The organism is Actinomyces marseillensis (genome assembly GCF_900155605.1).
GTDB classification, from domain to species: Bacteria; Actinomycetota; Actinomycetes; order Actinomycetales; family Actinomycetaceae; genus Pauljensenia; species Pauljensenia marseillensis.
In genome coordinates, this window is the sequence record NZ_LT707420.1 from 1,329,219 (window position 1) to 1,346,776 (window position 17,558).

General features: G+C 55.5%; 18 protein-coding genes. 12 read left to right on the top strand and 6 right to left on the bottom strand.

All coding sequences use genetic code 11. The features are described from left to right. Nucleotide 1 precedes the first annotated feature (1 nt). A complete protein-coding gene (locus tag BQ8011_RS05855) occupies nucleotides 2-763 on the top strand; it encodes an HAD-IIB family hydrolase (RefSeq protein ID WP_072455605.1) in 762 nt (253 codons plus the stop codon). Here the strand turns inward: BQ8011_RS05855 and BQ8011_RS05860 are convergent. The 3 genes from BQ8011_RS05860 to BQ8011_RS05870 all read right to left on the bottom strand — a co-directional run bounded on the left by BQ8011_RS05860 (nucleotide 760) and on the right by BQ8011_RS05870 (nucleotide 2,960). Next, complete coding sequence (locus BQ8011_RS05860) at nucleotides 760-1,620, bottom strand: TrmH family RNA methyltransferase (RefSeq protein WP_072455607.1); 861 nt, start codon at nucleotides 1,618-1,620, stop codon at nucleotides 760-762. The two genes, BQ8011_RS05855 and BQ8011_RS05860, sit on opposite strands and share 4 nt — an antisense overlap. A 31-nt stretch (nucleotides 1,621-1,651) precedes the next feature. Further along, nucleotides 1,652-2,167 (bottom strand): hypothetical protein, encoded by a 516-nt coding sequence (locus BQ8011_RS05865; RefSeq protein ID WP_072455609.1) that lies wholly within the window; start codon nucleotides 2,165-2,167, stop codon nucleotides 1,652-1,654. Between the two features lie 175 nt (nucleotides 2,168-2,342). Next, a complete protein-coding gene (locus BQ8011_RS05870; protein WP_072455611.1) occupies nucleotides 2,343-2,960 on the bottom strand; it encodes a DUF3043 domain-containing protein in 618 nt (205 codons plus the stop codon). Nucleotides 2,961-3,058: 98 nt separating this feature from the next. On the opposite strand from BQ8011_RS05870, the gene BQ8011_RS05875 reads away from it, so the two are divergent. The 5 genes from BQ8011_RS05875 (at nucleotide 3,059) to BQ8011_RS05895 (ending at nucleotide 7,321) form a co-directional block, all read left to right on the top strand. Then, nucleotides 3,059-4,411 carry a M20/M25/M40 family metallo-hydrolase gene (locus tag BQ8011_RS05875; protein ID WP_072455613.1) on the top strand — a complete coding sequence of 451 codons (1,353 nt, stop codon included), beginning with the start codon at nucleotides 3,059-3,061 and terminating at the stop codon, nucleotides 4,409-4,411. Then, nucleotides 4,412-5,365 (top strand): glycerate kinase, encoded by a 954-nt coding sequence (locus BQ8011_RS05880; RefSeq protein ID WP_072455615.1) that lies wholly within the window; start codon nucleotides 4,412-4,414, stop codon nucleotides 5,363-5,365. Between the two features lie 95 nt (nucleotides 5,366-5,460). Next, entirely contained in the window at nucleotides 5,461-5,814 is a 354-nt protein-coding gene (gene erpA, locus BQ8011_RS05885) for an iron-sulfur cluster insertion protein ErpA (protein ID WP_034503039.1), read from the top strand. A gap of 10 nt (nucleotides 5,815-5,824) precedes the next feature. Beyond that, nucleotides 5,825-6,796, top strand: coding sequence for an FKBP-type peptidyl-prolyl cis-trans isomerase (locus BQ8011_RS05890; protein ID WP_072455617.1), 972 nt, complete (start codon nucleotides 5,825-5,827; stop codon nucleotides 6,794-6,796). 132 nt (nucleotides 6,797-6,928) lie between these two features. Further along, the gene (locus tag BQ8011_RS05895; RefSeq protein WP_072455619.1) at nucleotides 6,929-7,321 is read left to right on the top strand and encodes a response regulator transcription factor; all 393 of its coding nucleotides are present in this window, start codon (nucleotides 6,929-6,931) and stop codon (nucleotides 7,319-7,321) included. A 4-nt stretch (nucleotides 7,322-7,325) separates the two neighbouring features. Here the strand turns inward: BQ8011_RS05895 and BQ8011_RS05900 are convergent, their stop codons facing one another. Continuing rightward, nucleotides 7,326-7,943 (bottom strand): 3'-5' exonuclease, encoded by a 618-nt coding sequence (locus BQ8011_RS05900; RefSeq protein ID WP_231945280.1) that lies wholly within the window; start codon nucleotides 7,941-7,943, stop codon nucleotides 7,326-7,328. An 82-nt stretch (nucleotides 7,944-8,025) separates the two neighbouring features. Here BQ8011_RS05900 and BQ8011_RS05905 point away from each other — a divergent pair, with 82 nt between their 5' ends. The 3 genes from BQ8011_RS05905 to BQ8011_RS05915 all read left to right on the top strand — a co-directional run bounded on the left by BQ8011_RS05905 (nucleotide 8,026) and on the right by BQ8011_RS05915 (nucleotide 11,582). Next, nucleotides 8,026-8,823 (top strand): lysophospholipid acyltransferase family protein, encoded by a 798-nt coding sequence (locus BQ8011_RS05905; RefSeq protein ID WP_072455623.1) that lies wholly within the window; start codon nucleotides 8,026-8,028, stop codon nucleotides 8,821-8,823. A gap of 126 nt (nucleotides 8,824-8,949) precedes the next feature. Beyond that, nucleotides 8,950-10,164, top strand: a complete 1,215-nt coding sequence (locus BQ8011_RS05910; RefSeq protein WP_072455625.1) for a pyrophosphate--fructose-6-phosphate 1-phosphotransferase — start codon at nucleotides 8,950-8,952, stop codon at nucleotides 10,162-10,164. Between the two features lie 2 nt (nucleotides 10,165-10,166). Further along, on the top strand, nucleotides 10,167-11,582 hold the full coding sequence (locus tag BQ8011_RS05915) for a class II 3-deoxy-7-phosphoheptulonate synthase (protein ID WP_072455627.1): 1,416 nt from the start codon (nucleotides 10,167-10,169) through the stop codon (nucleotides 11,580-11,582). A gap of 89 nt (nucleotides 11,583-11,671) precedes the next feature. On the opposite strand, the gene pknB is transcribed toward BQ8011_RS05915, so the two are convergent. Beyond that, nucleotides 11,672-13,657: a Stk1 family PASTA domain-containing Ser/Thr kinase gene (gene pknB / locus BQ8011_RS05920; RefSeq protein WP_072455629.1), complete on the bottom strand. Its 1,986-nt coding sequence runs from the start codon at nucleotides 13,655-13,657 to the stop codon at nucleotides 11,672-11,674. 96 nt (nucleotides 13,658-13,753) lie between these two features. Between pknB and BQ8011_RS05925 the strand changes: the two genes are divergently transcribed. Then, nucleotides 13,754-14,104 carry an Rv2175c family DNA-binding protein gene (locus tag BQ8011_RS05925; RefSeq protein WP_072455631.1) on the top strand — a complete coding sequence of 117 codons (351 nt, stop codon included), beginning with the start codon at nucleotides 13,754-13,756 and terminating at the stop codon, nucleotides 14,102-14,104. A gap of 26 nt (nucleotides 14,105-14,130) precedes the next feature. On the opposite strand, the gene BQ8011_RS05930 is transcribed toward BQ8011_RS05925, so the two are convergent. Next, nucleotides 14,131-15,222, bottom strand: a complete 1,092-nt coding sequence (locus BQ8011_RS05930) for a polyprenyl synthetase family protein (protein ID WP_072455633.1) — start codon at nucleotides 15,220-15,222, stop codon at nucleotides 14,131-14,133. Nucleotides 15,223-15,298: 76 nt separating this feature from the next. Here BQ8011_RS05930 and BQ8011_RS05935 point away from each other — a divergent pair, with 76 nt between their 5' ends. Both BQ8011_RS05935 and BQ8011_RS05940 read left to right on the top strand, forming a co-directional pair. Continuing rightward, the gene (locus BQ8011_RS05935; protein ID WP_072457698.1) at nucleotides 15,299-15,700 is read left to right on the top strand and encodes a universal stress protein; all 402 of its coding nucleotides are present in this window, start codon (nucleotides 15,299-15,301) and stop codon (nucleotides 15,698-15,700) included. Between the two features lie 107 nt (nucleotides 15,701-15,807). Further along, a complete protein-coding gene (locus tag BQ8011_RS05940) occupies nucleotides 15,808-17,490 on the top strand; it encodes an RNA polymerase sigma factor (protein ID WP_072455635.1) in 1,683 nt (560 codons plus the stop codon). The last annotated feature ends 68 nt before the right edge of the window (nucleotides 17,491-17,558 follow it).

Genomic DNA, 17,558 nt, shown 5'->3' on the forward strand with positions numbered 1-17,558 from the left:
CATGCGCCTCGTAGCTTTCGACCTTGATGACACATTGGCTCCTTCGAAGTCCGCGCTTCCATCTGCGATGGCTGAGCAACTGCGCGCACTTTTAGATGTCGTTCCAGTGTGCGTCATTTCAGGTGGGGAGTTCGGCCAATTTCGCGCACAGTTGTTGGAAAATCTGGATGCTTCTTCTGAGCAACTCTCGAAACTTCACCTCATGCCAACCTGCGGTACGCGTTACTACCGTTGGAATGCGGATCACTCCAGCTGGGATCAGGTCTATGCGAATGATTTGAGCCAGGACGAACGTGAGCGCGCAATTGAGTCGCTACGCCAGCGCGCTCATGAACAGGGTGTGTGGGAAGCACAGCCATGGGGCGAGATCATTGAAGACCGAGGATCACAGATCACTTTTTCTGCCCTTGGCCAGCAGGCTCCTCTCGAGGCGAAGCGCGCATGGGATCCCAGCGGAGACAAAAAGCGCAAGCTGCGAGATGCTGTTGCCTTGGACGTTCCTGATCTGGAAGTGCGTGCAGGCGGTTCAACGTCGGTCGACATCACCCGTCGTGGCATCGATAAAGCCTACGGAATGGCAAAGCTAGTTGAGATGACGGGAATTGCCCCACAGGACATGCTCTTCATTGGTGATCGCCTTGACGAGGCTGGGAATGACTATCCGGTTAAGGCTGCGGGGTATCCTACGCGTCCTGTTGCTGGCTGGGAAGAGTGCGTCGAGGTTATTGCGCAGATCGTTTCTGAGCTTTCTGGGCGAGCTTAGTTTCCGATCCTGCGTGTTGCCCACAGGGCAACCGCGCTTGCTGCTGCGACGTTGAGTGAGTCAACTCCACCCATCATGGGAATTCGAACAACGTAATCAGTCTGGGCGATTGTTGCCTTTTTGAGGCCGTCGCCTTCGGTGCCCATGACGAGCGCGAGGCGTGCATTCGGTGCGGTCATCACCGGCATCGTGGTGAATTCGTCAAGGCTTACGGAATCATCGCTCAATGCAAGAGCAGCAAGGGTAAAGCCTGCCCCATGGAGCTCATCCTTTGCTGGCCACTTGTCGATTCTGGTCCACGGGACTTGGAATACAGTGCCCATGGATACTCGCACTGAGCGTCGGTACAGAGGATCTGCACACTGTGGGGTGACGAGGACTGCGTCGGCACCTAAGGCGGCAGCGCTTCGGAAAGCCGCGCCGACGTTCGTATGATCGACCAGGTCTTCCAAGATCAGCACACGTTTAGGGCCTTCTCCCAATGAACCGAGCAGTTCGCTGACCGGCTGAAGTTCAGGGCGTTGCATCGCAGCGAGCGCACCGCGGTGGAGGTGAAATCCCGTAATCGATTCGAGTAGTTCTTCGGCAGCGATAAAGACCGGAGTATCTCCGCCGTCTGGCGCGCCCAAGAAATGCTCAAGAAGGGGCTCAAGGTCGGGGAGCCAACGGGGTGCCATCATCAAGGAACGCGGGCGATGTCCTGCCTCAAGAGCTCGAATGATGACGTTCGTGGATTCCGCCATGTATAAGCCGCGCTCAACTTCAAGACTTTTACGAAGATTGACATCCGTCATAGAGGTGTAATCGGCAAGCCGAGGATCGTCTTGTGCTGATAGGGCCGTTAGTTCAATGAGCATTCCTTCATTGTGCCACGCCTGCTAGCCTGCATCAGTCCCACCAAAGCCACCAACCGGGGCCGTGAGCCTCGTCCATACACGCGATCGGTTCGCATTCGTCCGGCCTGCAATAGCCGTCGAATCCCAGTCGTTCTTGAAGACGTTCCCACACACCATCTTCATAGATGAGCGCCCAGGGGGAGTCTTGATAGTCACGAGCTGAGGAATCCTCGATGTACACCGAATCGATGCTCATTCGTTCATCCCATCGCGGAGAAAGAACCAAATAGCCTCCGAGGAGTACATGCGAATCAGCGAATGCTGCCTCAAAGAAGGACTCAAGTGGGGGTGCGTTGTTTTGGCGATCAGCAAGGTTATCAACGGGGAGAAGCTGACGTACTTCTTGTGCAACGCGTCCGTTCACACCCGAAAAACGTGCAAAGTCGGCAGAGACGCTGGGGGAGTCAACATAGGGGCGCATGAGTTGCAAAATGCCATTGGCTTCAATCCAACCGGGAGCTCCGTACAAGCCGCTCGTTGGTAGCGGCGCAAATGAATGGGATGCCATCGGAAAGGTCCTTTCGTGAGGGGTGATGGCATCAGTCTGCGCTCGCACATTGCTGCGCTGCGGGGCATTGAAGAATCCTGTGGAAAACGCCGATACGAGTGCATGCTGTGGATAAAAGCGAAGTGGTGGGTACCAGCAACAGCTGATACCCACCACTTCAAAACCTAGAACTCGGCTACCTCGTTGGGAACTGCCCGCGAGCAACCTGCGGGCGAGGCGAACGCCACGGGCGAAGCATGATTGCTCGCGAGAAAACATAGAACCACATACGCGGCGGGATCTTCTCACGCGGGTGAACTTCACCAAGCCTGTGCTTGATCTTGCGCCAGACAATCGTGGACTCAACGATGGCAATCAAGAACAGTCCGTACATGACCAGCATGACGATGAAGAGCGCGCGCTGAGCAAGCTCTGAAGTCGAAGAGAAGAAAGACACTGCGAAGAAAACGACAAAGAACACGATCATCACAGGGAACACGAACTCCGATGCCGAGCGACGCGCGTCGATCCAGTCGCGGGTAAAACGCTTGACTGTGCCCTTATCACGCAGGGGCATGTGGCGTTCGTCGCCGGTAATCAAGGCTTCTTGCTCGAGGCGGTCGCGTTCAGCTCGCATGGCACGTGCGCGCTCACGCGCAGCCTTCTTAGCTGCTTTACGATCGGCGACGATCAAGGAGTGATCATTACGGGCTTGCGCAGCCTTGCGCGTAGGAGTCGGACCGCTCTTTGTTCGGTCACTCGCAGCGCGAATTTCAGGCGTTTCTTCGGGTTCTGACTTCTTTGAACTCAACACGCTTCTAAGGGTAATAGATAGCAGAGTCGATCGGCACATTGACCAGGCCTTAACCGCGCACTGATACAGGTCGCCTCAGACGCGATAGGCTTGGATACATGGCTATTGACGAACTTCGTGAGCGCCTCGACGCGCTCTTCCCGCAATTGGTCGACGAGCTGTCACAGCTTGTTGCAATTCCTTCGGTCTCTTCGGATCCCTCTCACAATGCCGATGTTGAGCGCTCGGCTGAACATATTCGTTCTCGTTTCGAAGCACTGGGTCTGGATGCCCAGATTCATTCGGTGACCACTCCTGAGGGAGTAAAGGGTAAGCCTGCAATTCTTGCGCGCTCTGCGCACATTGAGGGTGCCCCCACGGTTTTGCTCTATGCGCACCATGACGTCCAGCCCACGGGTGACCTTTCACGTTGGCACTCTGATCCGTGGAAGACAGTTGTCAAGGGCGATCGTATTTATGGCCGTGGTACCTCAGATGATGGCGCAGGTGTCATTGTTCACCTTGGCTCTTTGTCCCTCCTGGGCAAGGAGCTGCGCGCAAATGTTGTCGTCTACATCGAAGGCGAAGAAGAGATCGGATCTCCCTCCTTCACCCACTTCCTTGAGACCTACCGTGATCAGCTCGAGGCAGACGTCATTATCGTCACCGATTCCGACAACTGGAAGGTCGGAGAACCCGCAGTGACGACCAGCTTGCGTGGTAATTGCGCGTTTACCGTTGACCTGACGATTGCCGATCACGCGGTCCACTCGGGAATGTTCGGCGGCCCGATGATTGATGCTGCTACCTGTGCTGCTCTGCTCGTTTCCTCCCTCTACGACAAGGATGGAAATATTGTTGTTGAGGGCTTGGGTGGGGACGACCATGCCGAGGTCGATTGGCCCGAAGATGAATTTCGTGCAGCCAGCGGAATGCTCGATCAGGTCCGTCTCGCCGGAAGCGGCGATTTGGCAGCACGCACGTGGACTAAGCCTTCTGTGTCGCTCATCGGATTCGATACGACTTCGGTTGCGAACTCGTCTAATACGATCATTCCTCATGTTCGTTTCCGTCTGTCAATGCGTACGGTTCCCGGTGTGGACCCGCGTCAAGCAATGGAAGCGATTGAGAAGCACTTGCTCGAGCACGCACCTTTCGGCGCCCGTGTGGAGGTTTCTGATCGAGATCTTGGACCCGGATACCTTGCCGATGTCGATTCTCCGGTCTCTCATGTCGTCAAGCAGGCCCTCACTGATGCTTGGGGTGTTCAGGCCGTCAATATTGGTGTTGGTGGTTCGATCCCCTTCATCTCAGAGTTCCAAGAGACCTTCCCCCACGCGCAGGTTGTCGTCACCGGCGTTGAAGATCCTCTGACAAACGCGCACTCTGAGGATGAGTCTCAGTCGCTCTCCGACCTGAAAGCCGCTGTGCTCGCCGAGGCCTTGGTGCTCACACGCTTGGCACGCAATTAAGTGGGTCAAGTTCTGATTTCGGGGCATTGGGGAGGGGATATTAATCCTCTCCCCGCCCTTGATTTAGTGGCGCGGGGTTTTCAATCCTTTGCGCCGACCTGGCAGGCGCACCGCGCTCCCTTTGGCCCTGGGCGTGCCTTTGTCGAGGCCATGCGTTCTCACGCGGAGATCGCAGTGCTTTCAACTGCTGAGGAGGCGGACCTAAAAGTCTTAGGTGCGCGCTACCGCGCCGCGATTCTTGCAGGAAAGACTCCTGTTGTGGAGGGTGGGCATCTCGCACATACCGACGGGGGAGTTGCCTTTCTCGAGGGACTTTCAGGACTCAGGCGCGCGGATTATTCTGACTTTGACCATTGGTTTTTCGCCGCGATCGAGCGGTCACGAGTATTGTGCAGGCGTGGCGATTTCTACGCTGCTTTTTCGAGTGCGAGGCCTCTCTTTGGTCCCTCGTCAACGCTTGCTCTTAATCCCGACCTGACCCCGCGAAACGATACGGATGCGGACTTTAATCGCCAATGGATGAGCCTCTTGCACCAAGTCGCACAACCGCGTCTTCCCCTCCACGGTCAGCCGGCCTCGGTAGTGGAACCCGGGCGTATCGCAGGGTCAGGCGCAAGCGGGGGAGCAGCTGCTGTAATCTCGGTGCTGGGAGGAAGGCTGATCTCTGATGGGGATTTCCTTACCTACCATACGAATCTTCAATCCCGCTTTGCTGAGGTCGACCTCGTGATTGTTCTTGAGCCGGAATTGCACTCTCCGGTCCTTGCTGAGTCGACGCTTCCAACGCTTACCGAGGCCGCGGCACGCTTGGCGCTTCCGGTTCTCGCGATTGGCCGGATTTCTTCACTTTCAGCTCATGAGCGAGCCGAGTGGGGGATTCACGGAGTGTTAACCGACGAAAACGAGGATTATGAAACTCTTGGGCAGAGAGCTGCACGAACATGGGCGAGTTAAATGAGTCCTCGCTCTCAGCTTAGAAAATGGCATCAATCCGCGACTAGCCTTAGGCTAGAACCATTAGCTACAAGCCCAACACATGAAGGAGCAGCATGTCTGAGAACACCACTGAGACTGCAACCCACGAGGTCATCTTGACTGATGTCGCCGCACAGAAGGTCAAGAGCCTTCTCGAGCAGGAAGGTCGTGATGACCTACGCCTGCGCGTCGCGGTTCAACCCGGAGGCTGTTCCGGACTGATTTACCAGCTCTACTTTGACGATCGTTTGCTCGATGGTGACGCCGTTCGCGATTTCGACGGCGTTGAGGTTGTTGTTGACCGCATGAGCGTTCCCTACCTTGCGGGTGCAACGATCGATTTCTCTGACACCATCGAACGTCAGGGATTCACTATCGACAACCCCAATGCGCAGAACACCTGTGCATGCGGCGAATCTTTCGCCTGATCGGAGAAAAGTGAAGAAGCTTTCTGTTTTCGGTGCCCTTCTACTGAGCTGCACCTTGGCACTGAGCGCGTGCTCGGGGCAATCCAAGAACTCCCAATCGGCCTCGGCAAGTGCCTCAACAAGCGCGTCTTCCTCGGCTTCATCATCAGCAGATCAGCCGAAGGTCGATCGCTCCGGTCAGGGAAATTTCCCGGAGGTTACCGGAGGATTCGGTGAAAAACCGGAAATTAAGGCTGGATCAGGATCGGCCGGCGACACGGTTCTGGTGAAAACCCTGCATCAGGGTGATGGAGCAACTGTCGGCCTCGATGACATCGTCCAGGTTAACTATGCAGGCGTCCTTTTCAAAGACGGCACGGTTTTTGACTCTTCCTTCGCTGATGGGCGCACCCCGATTGCCTTCAGCCTGAATCAGGTTATTCCAGGCTGGAAGTACGGTCTGGCTGAAGCACATGTCGGTGACCGCGTTGAGCTCGTTATTCCATCAAAGTGGGGATATGGAGCTAAAGGCGCAGGCTCGTCCATTCCGGCAAACGCTGATTTGGTCTTCGTCGTCGATATCTTGGGTACCGTTAACCCCTCAGACACTTCGGCATTGACCAAGGCAACACCGACTGGAAACGAACTTCCCGCCGGAATTACCGTGACCGGTGACTTGGGAAGCGAACCGAAGATCACTTTCGGTGAAAGTGCCCCCACTGAAGACGCCAAGATCGTCATCGCGGAAGGCAAGGGCGAGAAGGTCACTATCGGCTCGACCGTCGTATATCAGGCAGTCGGTACCACTTTCGGTGCTGATAGCAAGACCCAATCCAGCTGGAGCGAGGCTGGCGCTCAAGTGACGACTGTGGCACAGGGGAATCAGCTCGTCGACTTCACCGCTGGTTCACGTGTACTTCTTGTTGGTGCAGGAAACACAGCTCAAGGCGCGGCTTCTCAGGCAGTTGTCGTGGATATCGTTGCGGTGATTCCCGCGAAGTAAATTCCGCGGCAATGGCCGACTATCGCCTGAAGACAACGCGAGTGGGGAGTTGGAAAACCAACTCCCCACTTCCGCATTCAAAAGTGGTTAGAATACCCAGAGTAACGATTTCTTAGCGTTGAGGAGTGCATCGTGAGTGAAACGCCCGTGAAGGTCTTGGTATTCAGTGATAATTCGTCCACTCGCCAGGCAGTGATCACGGGCGTCGGATTCAAGGCCTCGAAAGATACTGCTCCCATTGAATGGCTTGAGGCTGCTACCGCTTTTGGTGTATTTGAACTTGTCGATTCCCACGATATCGCCGTCCTCGTACTTGATGGAGAGACGCAAAAAGAAGGCGGAATGTCGGTCGCCAAAGAACTGGCGAATACCCGTGAGAACCTTCCACCGATCCTCATGCTCACCGCGCGTCCGCAGGATCAATGGCTCGCGACCTGGGCAGGTGCTAGTCGCATTGTGAGCGCACCTTTTGATTCGCAGGAACTGCAAGAAAATCTTGCCGAATTGTTGCGTGCTCGCCGCTGAACGCTCAAGAACTGGGTGCGTCTGAAGACACTAGGGGATAGGCCGGAGAGGCGAGTTCCAGCGGGTGTTTTCCCTGCTGATCAATGAGTTCGCACAACTCGTAGAACAGAAGCCCTGTGGCCAAAGCGTCATCAAGGGCACGATGCTGGCTGCCGCCCAATTCAAAGTGCTCGCGCAAGGTTGTTAATCGATGGTTATCAACTGCTGGTCTCGGCAAAGCAAAGCGAGCTAAAGACAAAGTGTCATAGGGGGGAAGTGGTGGAAGACAACAGTTGCACTGCTGCTGGGCGCGGGCCAGAAAACCCCAATCAAAAGCGACATTATGGGCAATGAGGCCTGCGAGCTTCCGGTGCTGATGCGCGCCTTCAAGCCAGCTACTAAAACGCGGGAACACTGCACTGAGATCCTGAGCTTGTGCGAGGAGCTCATCGTTGAGCCCCGTCAAAGAAGTGATAAAGGACGGGAGAGGACGATGAGGATTGACAAGAGCAGAAAAACTATCAATAACCTGCTTCTCTTCATAGATCACGGCCCCGATTTCGATAATCGAATCCTTTGCACCTAGCCCCGTCGTTTCAAGGTCGACAACGAGCCAAGCAGAGTCCAACCATCGTGGAACCATTGCGGAAAAAGTAGGCTCGGGCTGTACAGTAGAACCATTGACCATAACGACGATGCTAGCGGTTGACACCGGTGGAGGAAACATGGGTCTGTATAAAGCCTTAAAGCTGACGGGCACTCCGATTCTCAAAGCTGCTTACCGGCCCTGGATTCGAGGGAAAGAGAACATCCCTGAAACAGGTCCCGCGATCTTGGCATCGAACCATAACGCCGTGTGGGACTCAGTTTTTCTTCCCATGATGATTGACCGTGAGGTTGTCTTTATGGGCAAAGCCGACTACTTCACCGGAACCGGGATCAAGGGATGGGCAACGAAGGAATTCATGCGCGCCGTCGGCACTATTCCTGTCGATCGCAGTGGTGGTCGCGCGTCTGAAGCCGCATTGAAAGCTGGCCTCAAGCGCCTCGGCGAAGGTGAACTTTTTGGAATCTACCCCGAAGGGACTCGTAGTCCCGATGGTCGTCTGTACCGTGGGAAGACCGGTGTTGCGCGATTGGCGCTGCTTTCCGGAGCTCCCGTTATCCCCGTTGCGATGATTGGAACACACGCGGCTCAGCCGATCGGGCAGAAGATTCCTTCGCGAACCAATATCGGTATGGTGATCGGCGAACCCCTTGACTTCAGCCGTTACAAGGGCTTGGACCGTGATCGCTTTGTCCTACGAGCCATCACCGATGAAATCATGTACAACCTCATGCTTTTATCCGGACAGGAATACGTCGACTTGTACGCCGCGGATGTTAAAGCCCAGCTTGCTGCAGAAGGCGCTTTCGACGGACCTGTGCCTTCGAATGGAAAGACTGCACCCGGCGGACGAGTTGCCCCTGACGTCGAAGTTCCCACTCCAACAGAGGAAGAACTTCACGAGGAAGAAAACTAAGTAAAACCGGAGTTGTGTGCTTGTCATCCCTCGTGGACCGATAAAGCGAAGTAATCCCGCACTCGATAAGATAAGTACGTGGCGCAGGTCGTTTGATGTGCGCGAAGAAGACTGAAAGGTTTACCCATGACGGTTCGTCGTGTTGCCCTCTTGACCGCTGGCGGCTTTGCCCCTTGTCTTTCGGCCGCTGTTGGTGATCTCGTTGAGCGCTACACTCAGGTCGCTCCCGAAGTTGAGATCATTCTTTACCAGTATGGCTACCATGGCCTGCTCACCGGCAACTACGTTGTCGTTGATGAAGAAGGACGTCGTGACGCAGCGGTTCTGCGTGAGTTCGGCGGTTCTTCGATCGGTAACTCTCGCGTCAAGCTGACCAACGCGAAGAACCTTGTGGAGCGAGGCCTCGTTGAAGAAGGCGTCGATCCGCTTGCTTTCGCTGCCGAGCAGCTGCGCAAGGATGGCGTCGATGTCCTGCACACCATTGGCGGCGATGACACGAACACGACCGCCGCAGACCTCGCTGCCTACCTGCACGAGCACAACTACGAACTGACCGTTGTTGGTCTGCCCAAGACCATCGATAATGACGTGATTCCGATCCGTCAGTCCCTGGGTGCCTGGACCGCAGCAGACGAGGGCGCACGCTTCGCATTCAACGTGATCGGCGAGCACCGTTCCAACCCCCGTATGCTCATCGTCCATGAGTGCATGGGCCGTAACTGTGGTTACCTGACCGCAGAAACCGCACGTCGCTACCATGAGCTGCTCCAGACGAAGCGCTGGGCACCTTCGCTGGGACTCACCCGCGAGCGCTGGGATGTTCACGGCCTCTACGTTCCCGAGGCAGCATTGGATATTGCCGGAGAAGCTGCGCGCCTGAAGGCAATCATGGACGAGCAGGGTAACGTCAACATCTTCCTCTCCGAGGGTGCTGGACTGCCCGAAATCATTGCCGAGATGGAAGCCAATGGCGAAGAGGTTCAGCGCGATCCCTTCGGCCACGTGAAGCTTGATACCATCAACCCCGGTCAGTGGTTCGCTCGTAAGTTTGCGGCCCTTATCGGTGCCGAAAAGGTCATGGTTCAGAAGTCGGGTTACTACTCTCGCGCAGCTGCGGCTCACGAAGAAGATCTCGCTTTGATCAAGCAGATGTGCGATCTGGCAGTTGAATGTGCGCTGCGCGGCGAGAGCGGCGTTATCGGCCAAGATGAAGAGAACGGTGACGAGCTGGCTGCCATCGCATTCCCGCGTATTGCCGGCGGCAAGCCCTTCGACATCTCTCAGCCGTGGTTTACCTCTCTGCTCGCTGAACTCGGTCAGCCCTTGGCTCCGGCGCAGTGACCATGAATTTCTCTGCTCATCCGGGGCGTGGCGATTTTTCGCTGCGCCCCGGCGCACCTGACCTCTTTGCTCCCACGGCTAACCAGGATGCTGCGCCCTGGGAAGCATGGCGTCTTCGACGTGCGCTTCAACAGCCCACCTATCCTGATACGGATGCGCTTAGCTCAGTTCTTGCTGAGCTTCGTCGCCAGCCGCCTCTGGTTTTCGCTGGTGAAGTAGATGATTTGCGAGCTGGATTGGGTGCGGCCTCGCGCGGTGAAGCTTTTGTGCTCACCGGCGGTGACTGCGCGGAAACCTTTGCCGAGGCCACTGCCGACCACCTGCGTTTGAAGATCCAAACACTTTTGCAGATGGCGGTTGTCCTGACCTACGGTGCCTCACTGCCTGTGATCAAGATCGGTCGAATTGCAGGGCAATACGCAAAACCGCGTTCGGCCGATATGGAAACACGGGATGGGGTAACCCTTCCTTCATATCGGGGTGACGCGGTGAACTCCTTCGAATTTACGCCGTCATCGCGCGTTCCAGATCCTTCGCGTTTGCTTGACCTCTATCATCATGCCGCCTCGACGCTCAACCTGATTCGTGCATTTACGCGTGGCGGTTACGCTGATTTGCGACTGGTACACCACTGGAACAGAGGTTTCACCGCCAATCCGGCGTATGCGCGCTATGAGTCTCTTGCTGAGGAGATTCACCGCGCTGTTAAGTTCCTCGAGGCCGCTGGTGCAGGTTCTGCAGCCCAGATGCGCAGCGTCGATCTCTTCTCCTCGCACGAGGCTCTGCTTCTTGAATACGAATCGGCGATGACTCGTATCGATTCGCGAACAGGGGACTCTTACAACACCTCGGGACATTTCCTGTGGATCGGTGAACGCACGCGCGGAGCGGACGACGCACATGTTGAGTTACTCTCTCACGTGCGCAACCCGATCGGTGTGAAGCTTGGGCCGTCGACGAGTAAAGAAGACATGTGTCGTCTGATTGATCGTCTTAACCCTGAAGGGGAGGAAGGGCGACTGACCTTCATTACCCGAATGGGCGCGGATAAGATTCGCGATGTTCTTCCGCCACTGCTCGAGGCGCAATTAGCTGATGGTCGTCCAGTGACCTGGGTGACTGACCCGATGCATGGGAATACGATTACCTCGTCTACCGGATACAAGACTCGTCGTTTTGAAACCATCATGGACGAAGTGACTGGCTTCTTCGAAGCTCATCGCCAGGTCGGGACGGTTCCTGGTGGTATTCACATTGAGCTCACCGGCGATGATGTCACCGAGGTATTGGGCGGATCTGAGCAGCTTGATGAAGAAGCTCTTCGTGATCGCTACGAAACCTTGGTCGATCCGCGTCTGAATCACCAGCAGTCCTTAGAGATGGCTTTCCAAGTCGCTGAGTATTTGAAGAAAGAGTGAGGATCGTTGATCTGAGCGGTTTGCACTTGGCATAGAGTTTGGGGAGAGGAACCGTTGGTTCCTCTCCCCAAACTAGTGGTAATGCTCTTTTAGACGATCGTCAAGGTCACGGTAGTACCACGAGGAACGACCGTTCCAGCGGCGGGGTTTGAGGAACGCACGGTTCCAAATAGGCCACCCATGAATCGTTCAACGCGTACCTGCAGGCCAGCTGCCTCGAGAGCCGAACGTGCTTGGCTCTCTTGCAGACCTTGAACGGTCGGCACCTCGACGGTTTCGGGCCCCTTGGAGACCGTGTATTGCACTTTGTCCCCACGGTGGAGTGTTGTCCCGGCGGCAGTTTCTTGTGAAATAACCGTTCCTTGGGCGACCGTCGATGAGAAAGCTTCCGTCGCTTGAGGAACCAAGCCCATCGATTCTAAGGTCTGTCGAACTTCGTCGGCACTCTTACCGTCAAGAGCCGGCACGCTCAGGGGTTCGCGTCCCTTCGAGACAACAAAGTCAACGTTCGTATCGTGGCGAATCGAGGAACCAGGCTCAACTGATTGTGAAATAACCTTGCCCTTTTCGACGTCTTCTGACCAGTCCTCAGTCACATTTCCAACGGCAAGACCGCTGGTCGTCAGGGCATTCTTCGCAGCGTCGGTTGCCATTCCCTTCAGGTTCGGCGCAGTTCGCATATCGACGCCCTTTGACACGACGACAAGGACCTCAGCACGCTTGTGGACTCTGTCTTGGCTGCCTGGAGTCGTTGAGATGACGATTCCTGTTTGGACAGTATCGGAGAAGTCCTCGCGCTCTTGGAACTTGAGGTGAAGCGTGCTTAGATCATTCTCCACATCGGTAACCAGGCGGCCATCGGTGACCGGCATGGTGATATATGAACCCGGTCCGTATTCGTGCCACCACCACAATCCACCGACGACGCCGACAATGAGGAGCGAAACGATCAGTGCAACGAGTTTGCCAAATCGGGTACGGCGCGTCTTTCGCGGAGTTACCTGCGTCACCCCACCGGAGACATGGACGATTGCCTGAGACGTCGCAGGAAGCTTTTGTGCGGGCAGGGGAGCAGTGAGCTCGACAAGGCCCAGCGCAGCTGTCTTATGCTCATCGTCCTCTTCCGCGGCTTCAATTTCAGCGCGTTTACCGGCAATTTCAGCAGGGATGGATGCTCGTGCGCGTAGTAAAAGATCGAGAGCTTCTTGAGCGTCCAAAGGACGATCTTCGGGGTCCTTCGCAGCAAGAGCTGCGACAAGATCGTCGAGCTCACGAGGGATCCAGGGTTCAAATTCTGAGGGAAGAGGAATGGAGTCGTTGACATGGTGATAGGCCATTTGCATGGCTGTTTCGCCTTGCCACGGAACCGCGCCGGTGAGCATTTCGTAGAGCATGATGCCCACGGCATAAATGTCGGTTCGCGCGTCGCAGACACCACTTGTCGCAATTTCGGGAGCCATGTAGGCAACCGTTCCGAGCATCGAGCCGGTAGTGGACATCGAGACTTCGGATGCCGCGCGTGCAAGACCAAAATCGGTCACTCGGACGGGACCCTCACTGGGAACAAGAACATTTTCCGGTTTGATATCCCGATGAATGACACCAACACGGTGGGCGGCACGCAATGCCTCAAGGATGTCTTGTGTGTACTGCAACGATTGTGAAACCGTGAAAGCGCCTTGTGCCTGTAGCAGGGCGCGAAGGTTGGTCCCATCGATGAGCTCCATCACCAAGAAACCTTGGCCGTGGATGACACCTTGATCAAATACGGAAACAACTCCGGGGGACACGATGCGCGCGGCCGCGCGAGCCTCGCGTCGGAATCGAGCGACAAAGTCTGCGGATTCAGCTAAGTGAGGATGCATGACTTTCAGTGCGACAGGCCGATCAAGGCGCTCATCATGGGCAACATATACAGTCGCCATCCCGCCTCGGGCAAGGCGTGCCTGAATCCGGTATCGATCATCTACCAGTAACCCGATCAAGGGATCGGCGGGCATAGACGAGTCTTGACCGTCAGCGTCGATGTGTTCATCGCTGCGGTTGTCGGGTTCAAATTCCGTCTCAGAAGTCATCAGTGCGATTTTACTGGAGATTTCAGGGAATGCGCTCACGATATCCCGCGCGCCGTAGCGAACCGCTGGTAGCTAAGGGCGCGATATCATAAAGCCATGAGTGAAACTGTTGCCCTGTATTCCGTCGATGAGGTAGCTCGAAAGCTTGGTATTGAACCGCGCCGTGTGAAGCAACTGATTCGTGACCACATTCTTTTCCAGTACACGAACGATGCGGGTGAAACCGGCGTGCCCCAGGAAATTCTGATCAAGGGCAAAGACGGCTACGAGCCGCTCTATAACCTTCCGGGCACACTCACCCTCTTGTCCGATGGTGGTTTTTCTCCTGAAGAGGCGGCGCAGTGGCTGTACACCGAGCATGATGAACTCGGAGAAACTCCGATGCAGGCGCTCTTGGGTGGGCGTCATCATCGAGTGAATCGGATCGCTTCCGCTTTGGCTTTCTAAGCGGCGCCAGCGATCAACTGTTTGCGCTACTTCGAGCGTTTGATGAGCATCGCTGCCACCTGAGAGAGGATATCGCGCTGCTCGGGAGTGAAACGACTGGATTCGAGAGCTAAGAATCCTTGGGCTTCGAAGGTCGAGATCACTTCTTCGTGCAGTTTGCGTCCCCTGCGAGCAACGATATCGCGCAGCTCGTCGAGTTGATTGGCAGTCATCTCCGGATTGCCGAGGCCGCGTGCGAGTTTTTCGCGTTCGCTAGCATTTGCGCTTTGCCAGGTCAGCGCGAGCAGATATGTCCTCTTTCCTTCGCGCAGATCATCGCCTGCTCCCTTGCCGGTGATCTGTGGATCTCCAAAGACACCTAATTCGTCGTCGCGAAGTTGGAAGGCATGACCCCACGGGTTCAACACCATGCCAAGAGCGTCTGCTTCGAAAGGAGAAGCGCCCATAGCGAGGGCACCCAAAGTTGCTGGAATAACAACAGAGTAGTTGGCAGCTTTATGGGAAACGATGGTCAATGCGGTTGAGGCATTAATTGCCTCGGAATCGTTGATATCAAGTGGTCGCTGCTCGGCGGAAATATCGAGAAATTGTCCAATTGCAACCTCGGCGTGCATGCGCGCGTAGAGCTGCATGACGGGATCGCGGAAATGAGACAGGTTCTCGCACTGACGAATCATCGCGGATTCAGCTGCAGAGAAGAGGAGATCTCCGGCAAGGATCGCGGAATTGACTCCGAAATCTTCACTATCGCCTCGGAAATGGGACGAACGATGGTACGAAGAAAAAGCCGCATGTGCGGAGGGATTCCCGCGCCTCGTGGGGGCGTGGTCGATGATGTCATCGTGGACGAGCGCGCTTGCCTGGTAAAGCTCAAGCGAGGCGCCTAAATCACCCAAAGGTAAGGTCTCGATGGGGGTATGGGTGAAGAGGCTGCCTCCAACAAAAGCAAGGAAAGCACGGAAACGCTTGCCTTCCTCAAGGCTCTTATGGCAAATCTCTAGCAGGGGAGTGACTTGCTCAGAGGGGGCAATCGAGTTGGCGAGCTCGGCCAAAATACTGTGGCTTCGTTCCTCAATTCGAGGGCCTAAGGAGAGTAGTTGCTCGCTCAAAATGCTCATGTGCCCAGTCTATAGAACATTCACACGCTACTTAGTGATCACGTTTATCATGAGAGAAAATGTGAGGGGGATGATTGTGGCAATTGTTGTGAGCTATTACGGGAATCGCGAGTCGGATGCTGCCTTGGACGAAGCTGTTCGTGTGGCATCGTGGATGCGAACGTCTCTCATGATTGTCGTTGCTTCGCATGATAGCGGTGGGACGTTTTCAGACGAGAGTGCTGCAGAGGCTCACTTGTGGGAGCGTTTAGGAGGAAGCGAAGTTTCCTTTGAAGTCAAGCGTTGCCGGAGGGACATGTCAATGTCTGACACAGTCTTGGAATGCGCGCGTCTTCTTGAGGCTGACATGATTGTTATCGGATTGCGACCTGGCGGTTCACAGCGGACAACAATTGGTAATACTGCAACAGAAATTTTGCTTGATGCGCCGTGCCCGGTGATGACGTCTTCGTGGCGTTTTGACGGTCAGGCGGTATAAAAGCGTATTTTGCGTCGTCTTTCGAGCTGCGCGTGTTAAGTGCGGGCGGTTATAATTGTAGGCAGTATGTCGCCGTCCAGTGGATTGGCGGCTAATTTTGTCCACCCATGAAAGGGATTCGAGTGTCTCCATCCCGCGCTACCGGCGCTCGCGATACTGAAACTGAACCCACTCAGTCGAAGAAGGCAACTCGTACGCGTCGCTCGTCTCAGGCTGCACCGGCGTCTGTAGAAACGGAAGAGACTGCGACGCCAAAGAAGACGACAGCAAAGAAAGCTAGGAAGACAACGGCGGCAAAGGACGATGCTTCCGTAAAGCCGGAGGAATCAGCTCCCAAGAAGCGTCGTGCGACTAAGAAGGCAACAGCCGCACAAGAAGAATCTCTTGCACAAGCAGAGGAAACCGCTCCCAAGAAGCGTCGCAGCGCAAAGAAGGCTCAAGAGCAAGAAACCGCGCAGCCTGAAGCGGAAAAGAAGCCTCGCGCGACCCGTAAGAAGGCGGCGAAGGACGCGCAACCGGATGTTGTGGAAGAAGCTCCCAAGCGCGCGAAGCGGACGCGGAAGAAGGCAGCTGAGGTCGAGACTCCTCAAGAAGTTGTGCCCGCGCAAGACGATGAGGAACTTGAAGGCGATATCGCCGAAGACGCTGATCTGGAAGTAGTCGAAGACATTGAACCCGATGTCGACGATCTGGAAGATCCCGAGATCGAAGCTGACGATGACGACGTAGAAGACAAAGATTCTGAAGATGATGAGTCTTCTGCACATGACCAAGATTCGAAGCCGCAGAGCGCTGCTGAGCTCCGTTCGAAGGGCGGGTTCGTCGTTTCTGACTCGGATGAGACAGATGAGCCAGTCCAGCAGGTTACCGTCGCTGGCGCGACAGCCGACCCTGTGAAGGACTACCTCAAGCAAATCGGTAAGGTGTCCCTGCTCAATGCCGAGCAAGAGGTTGATCTTGCCCGTCGTATTGAAGCCGGTCTCTACGCTGAGGAAATCCTCAAGACGAGCTCCAATGAAAAGAGCTCTCGCGAGCGCCGTGAGCTGCATATTTTGGCGCAAGATGGTCAGCACGCAAAGAATCACCTTCTCGAGGCCAACCTGCGCCTTGTGGTTTCGCTTGCGAAGCGTTACACCGGACGCGGTATGCAATTCTTGGATCTGATTCAGGAAGGCAATCTTGGTCTGATTCGTGCAGTCGAGAAGTTCGACTACACGAAGGGCTACAAGTTCTCGACCTACGCTACGTGGTGGATTCGCCAGGCAATTACGCGTGCCATGGCGGACCAAGCGCGAACCATTCGCATTCCCGTGCACATGGTTGAAGTCATCAATAAGCTCGCGCGCGTTCAGCGTCAGATGCTTCAAGATCTTGGCCGTGAACCGACGCCGGAAGAACTGGCGAAGGAACTGGATATGACACCGGAGAAGGTCGTCGAGGTCCAGAAGTACGGTCGTGAACCTATTTCTTTGCACACTCCCTTGGGTGAAGACGGAGATAGTGAATTCGGCGATCTGATTGAGGACTCCGAAGCGATCGTCCCCGCAGACGCAGTGTCTTTCACACTTTTGCAGGAACAACTTCACCGCGTCCTCGATACGCTTTCTGAGCGTGAGGCAGGGGTTGTTTCTATGCGTTTCGGCTTGGGAGACGGCCAGCCGAAGACTCTCGACGAGATCGGTAAGGTTTACGGTGTCACGCGTGAGCGTATCCGTCAGATTGAGTCGAAGACCATGTCCAAACTACGTCATCCCTCCCGTTCACAGGTGTTGCGCGACTACTTGGACTGACAGAGTCGTTTATAGACTTAAGTGGCCGGGACCTGATAGGTCCCGGCCACTTAAGTATCGCTACGTGC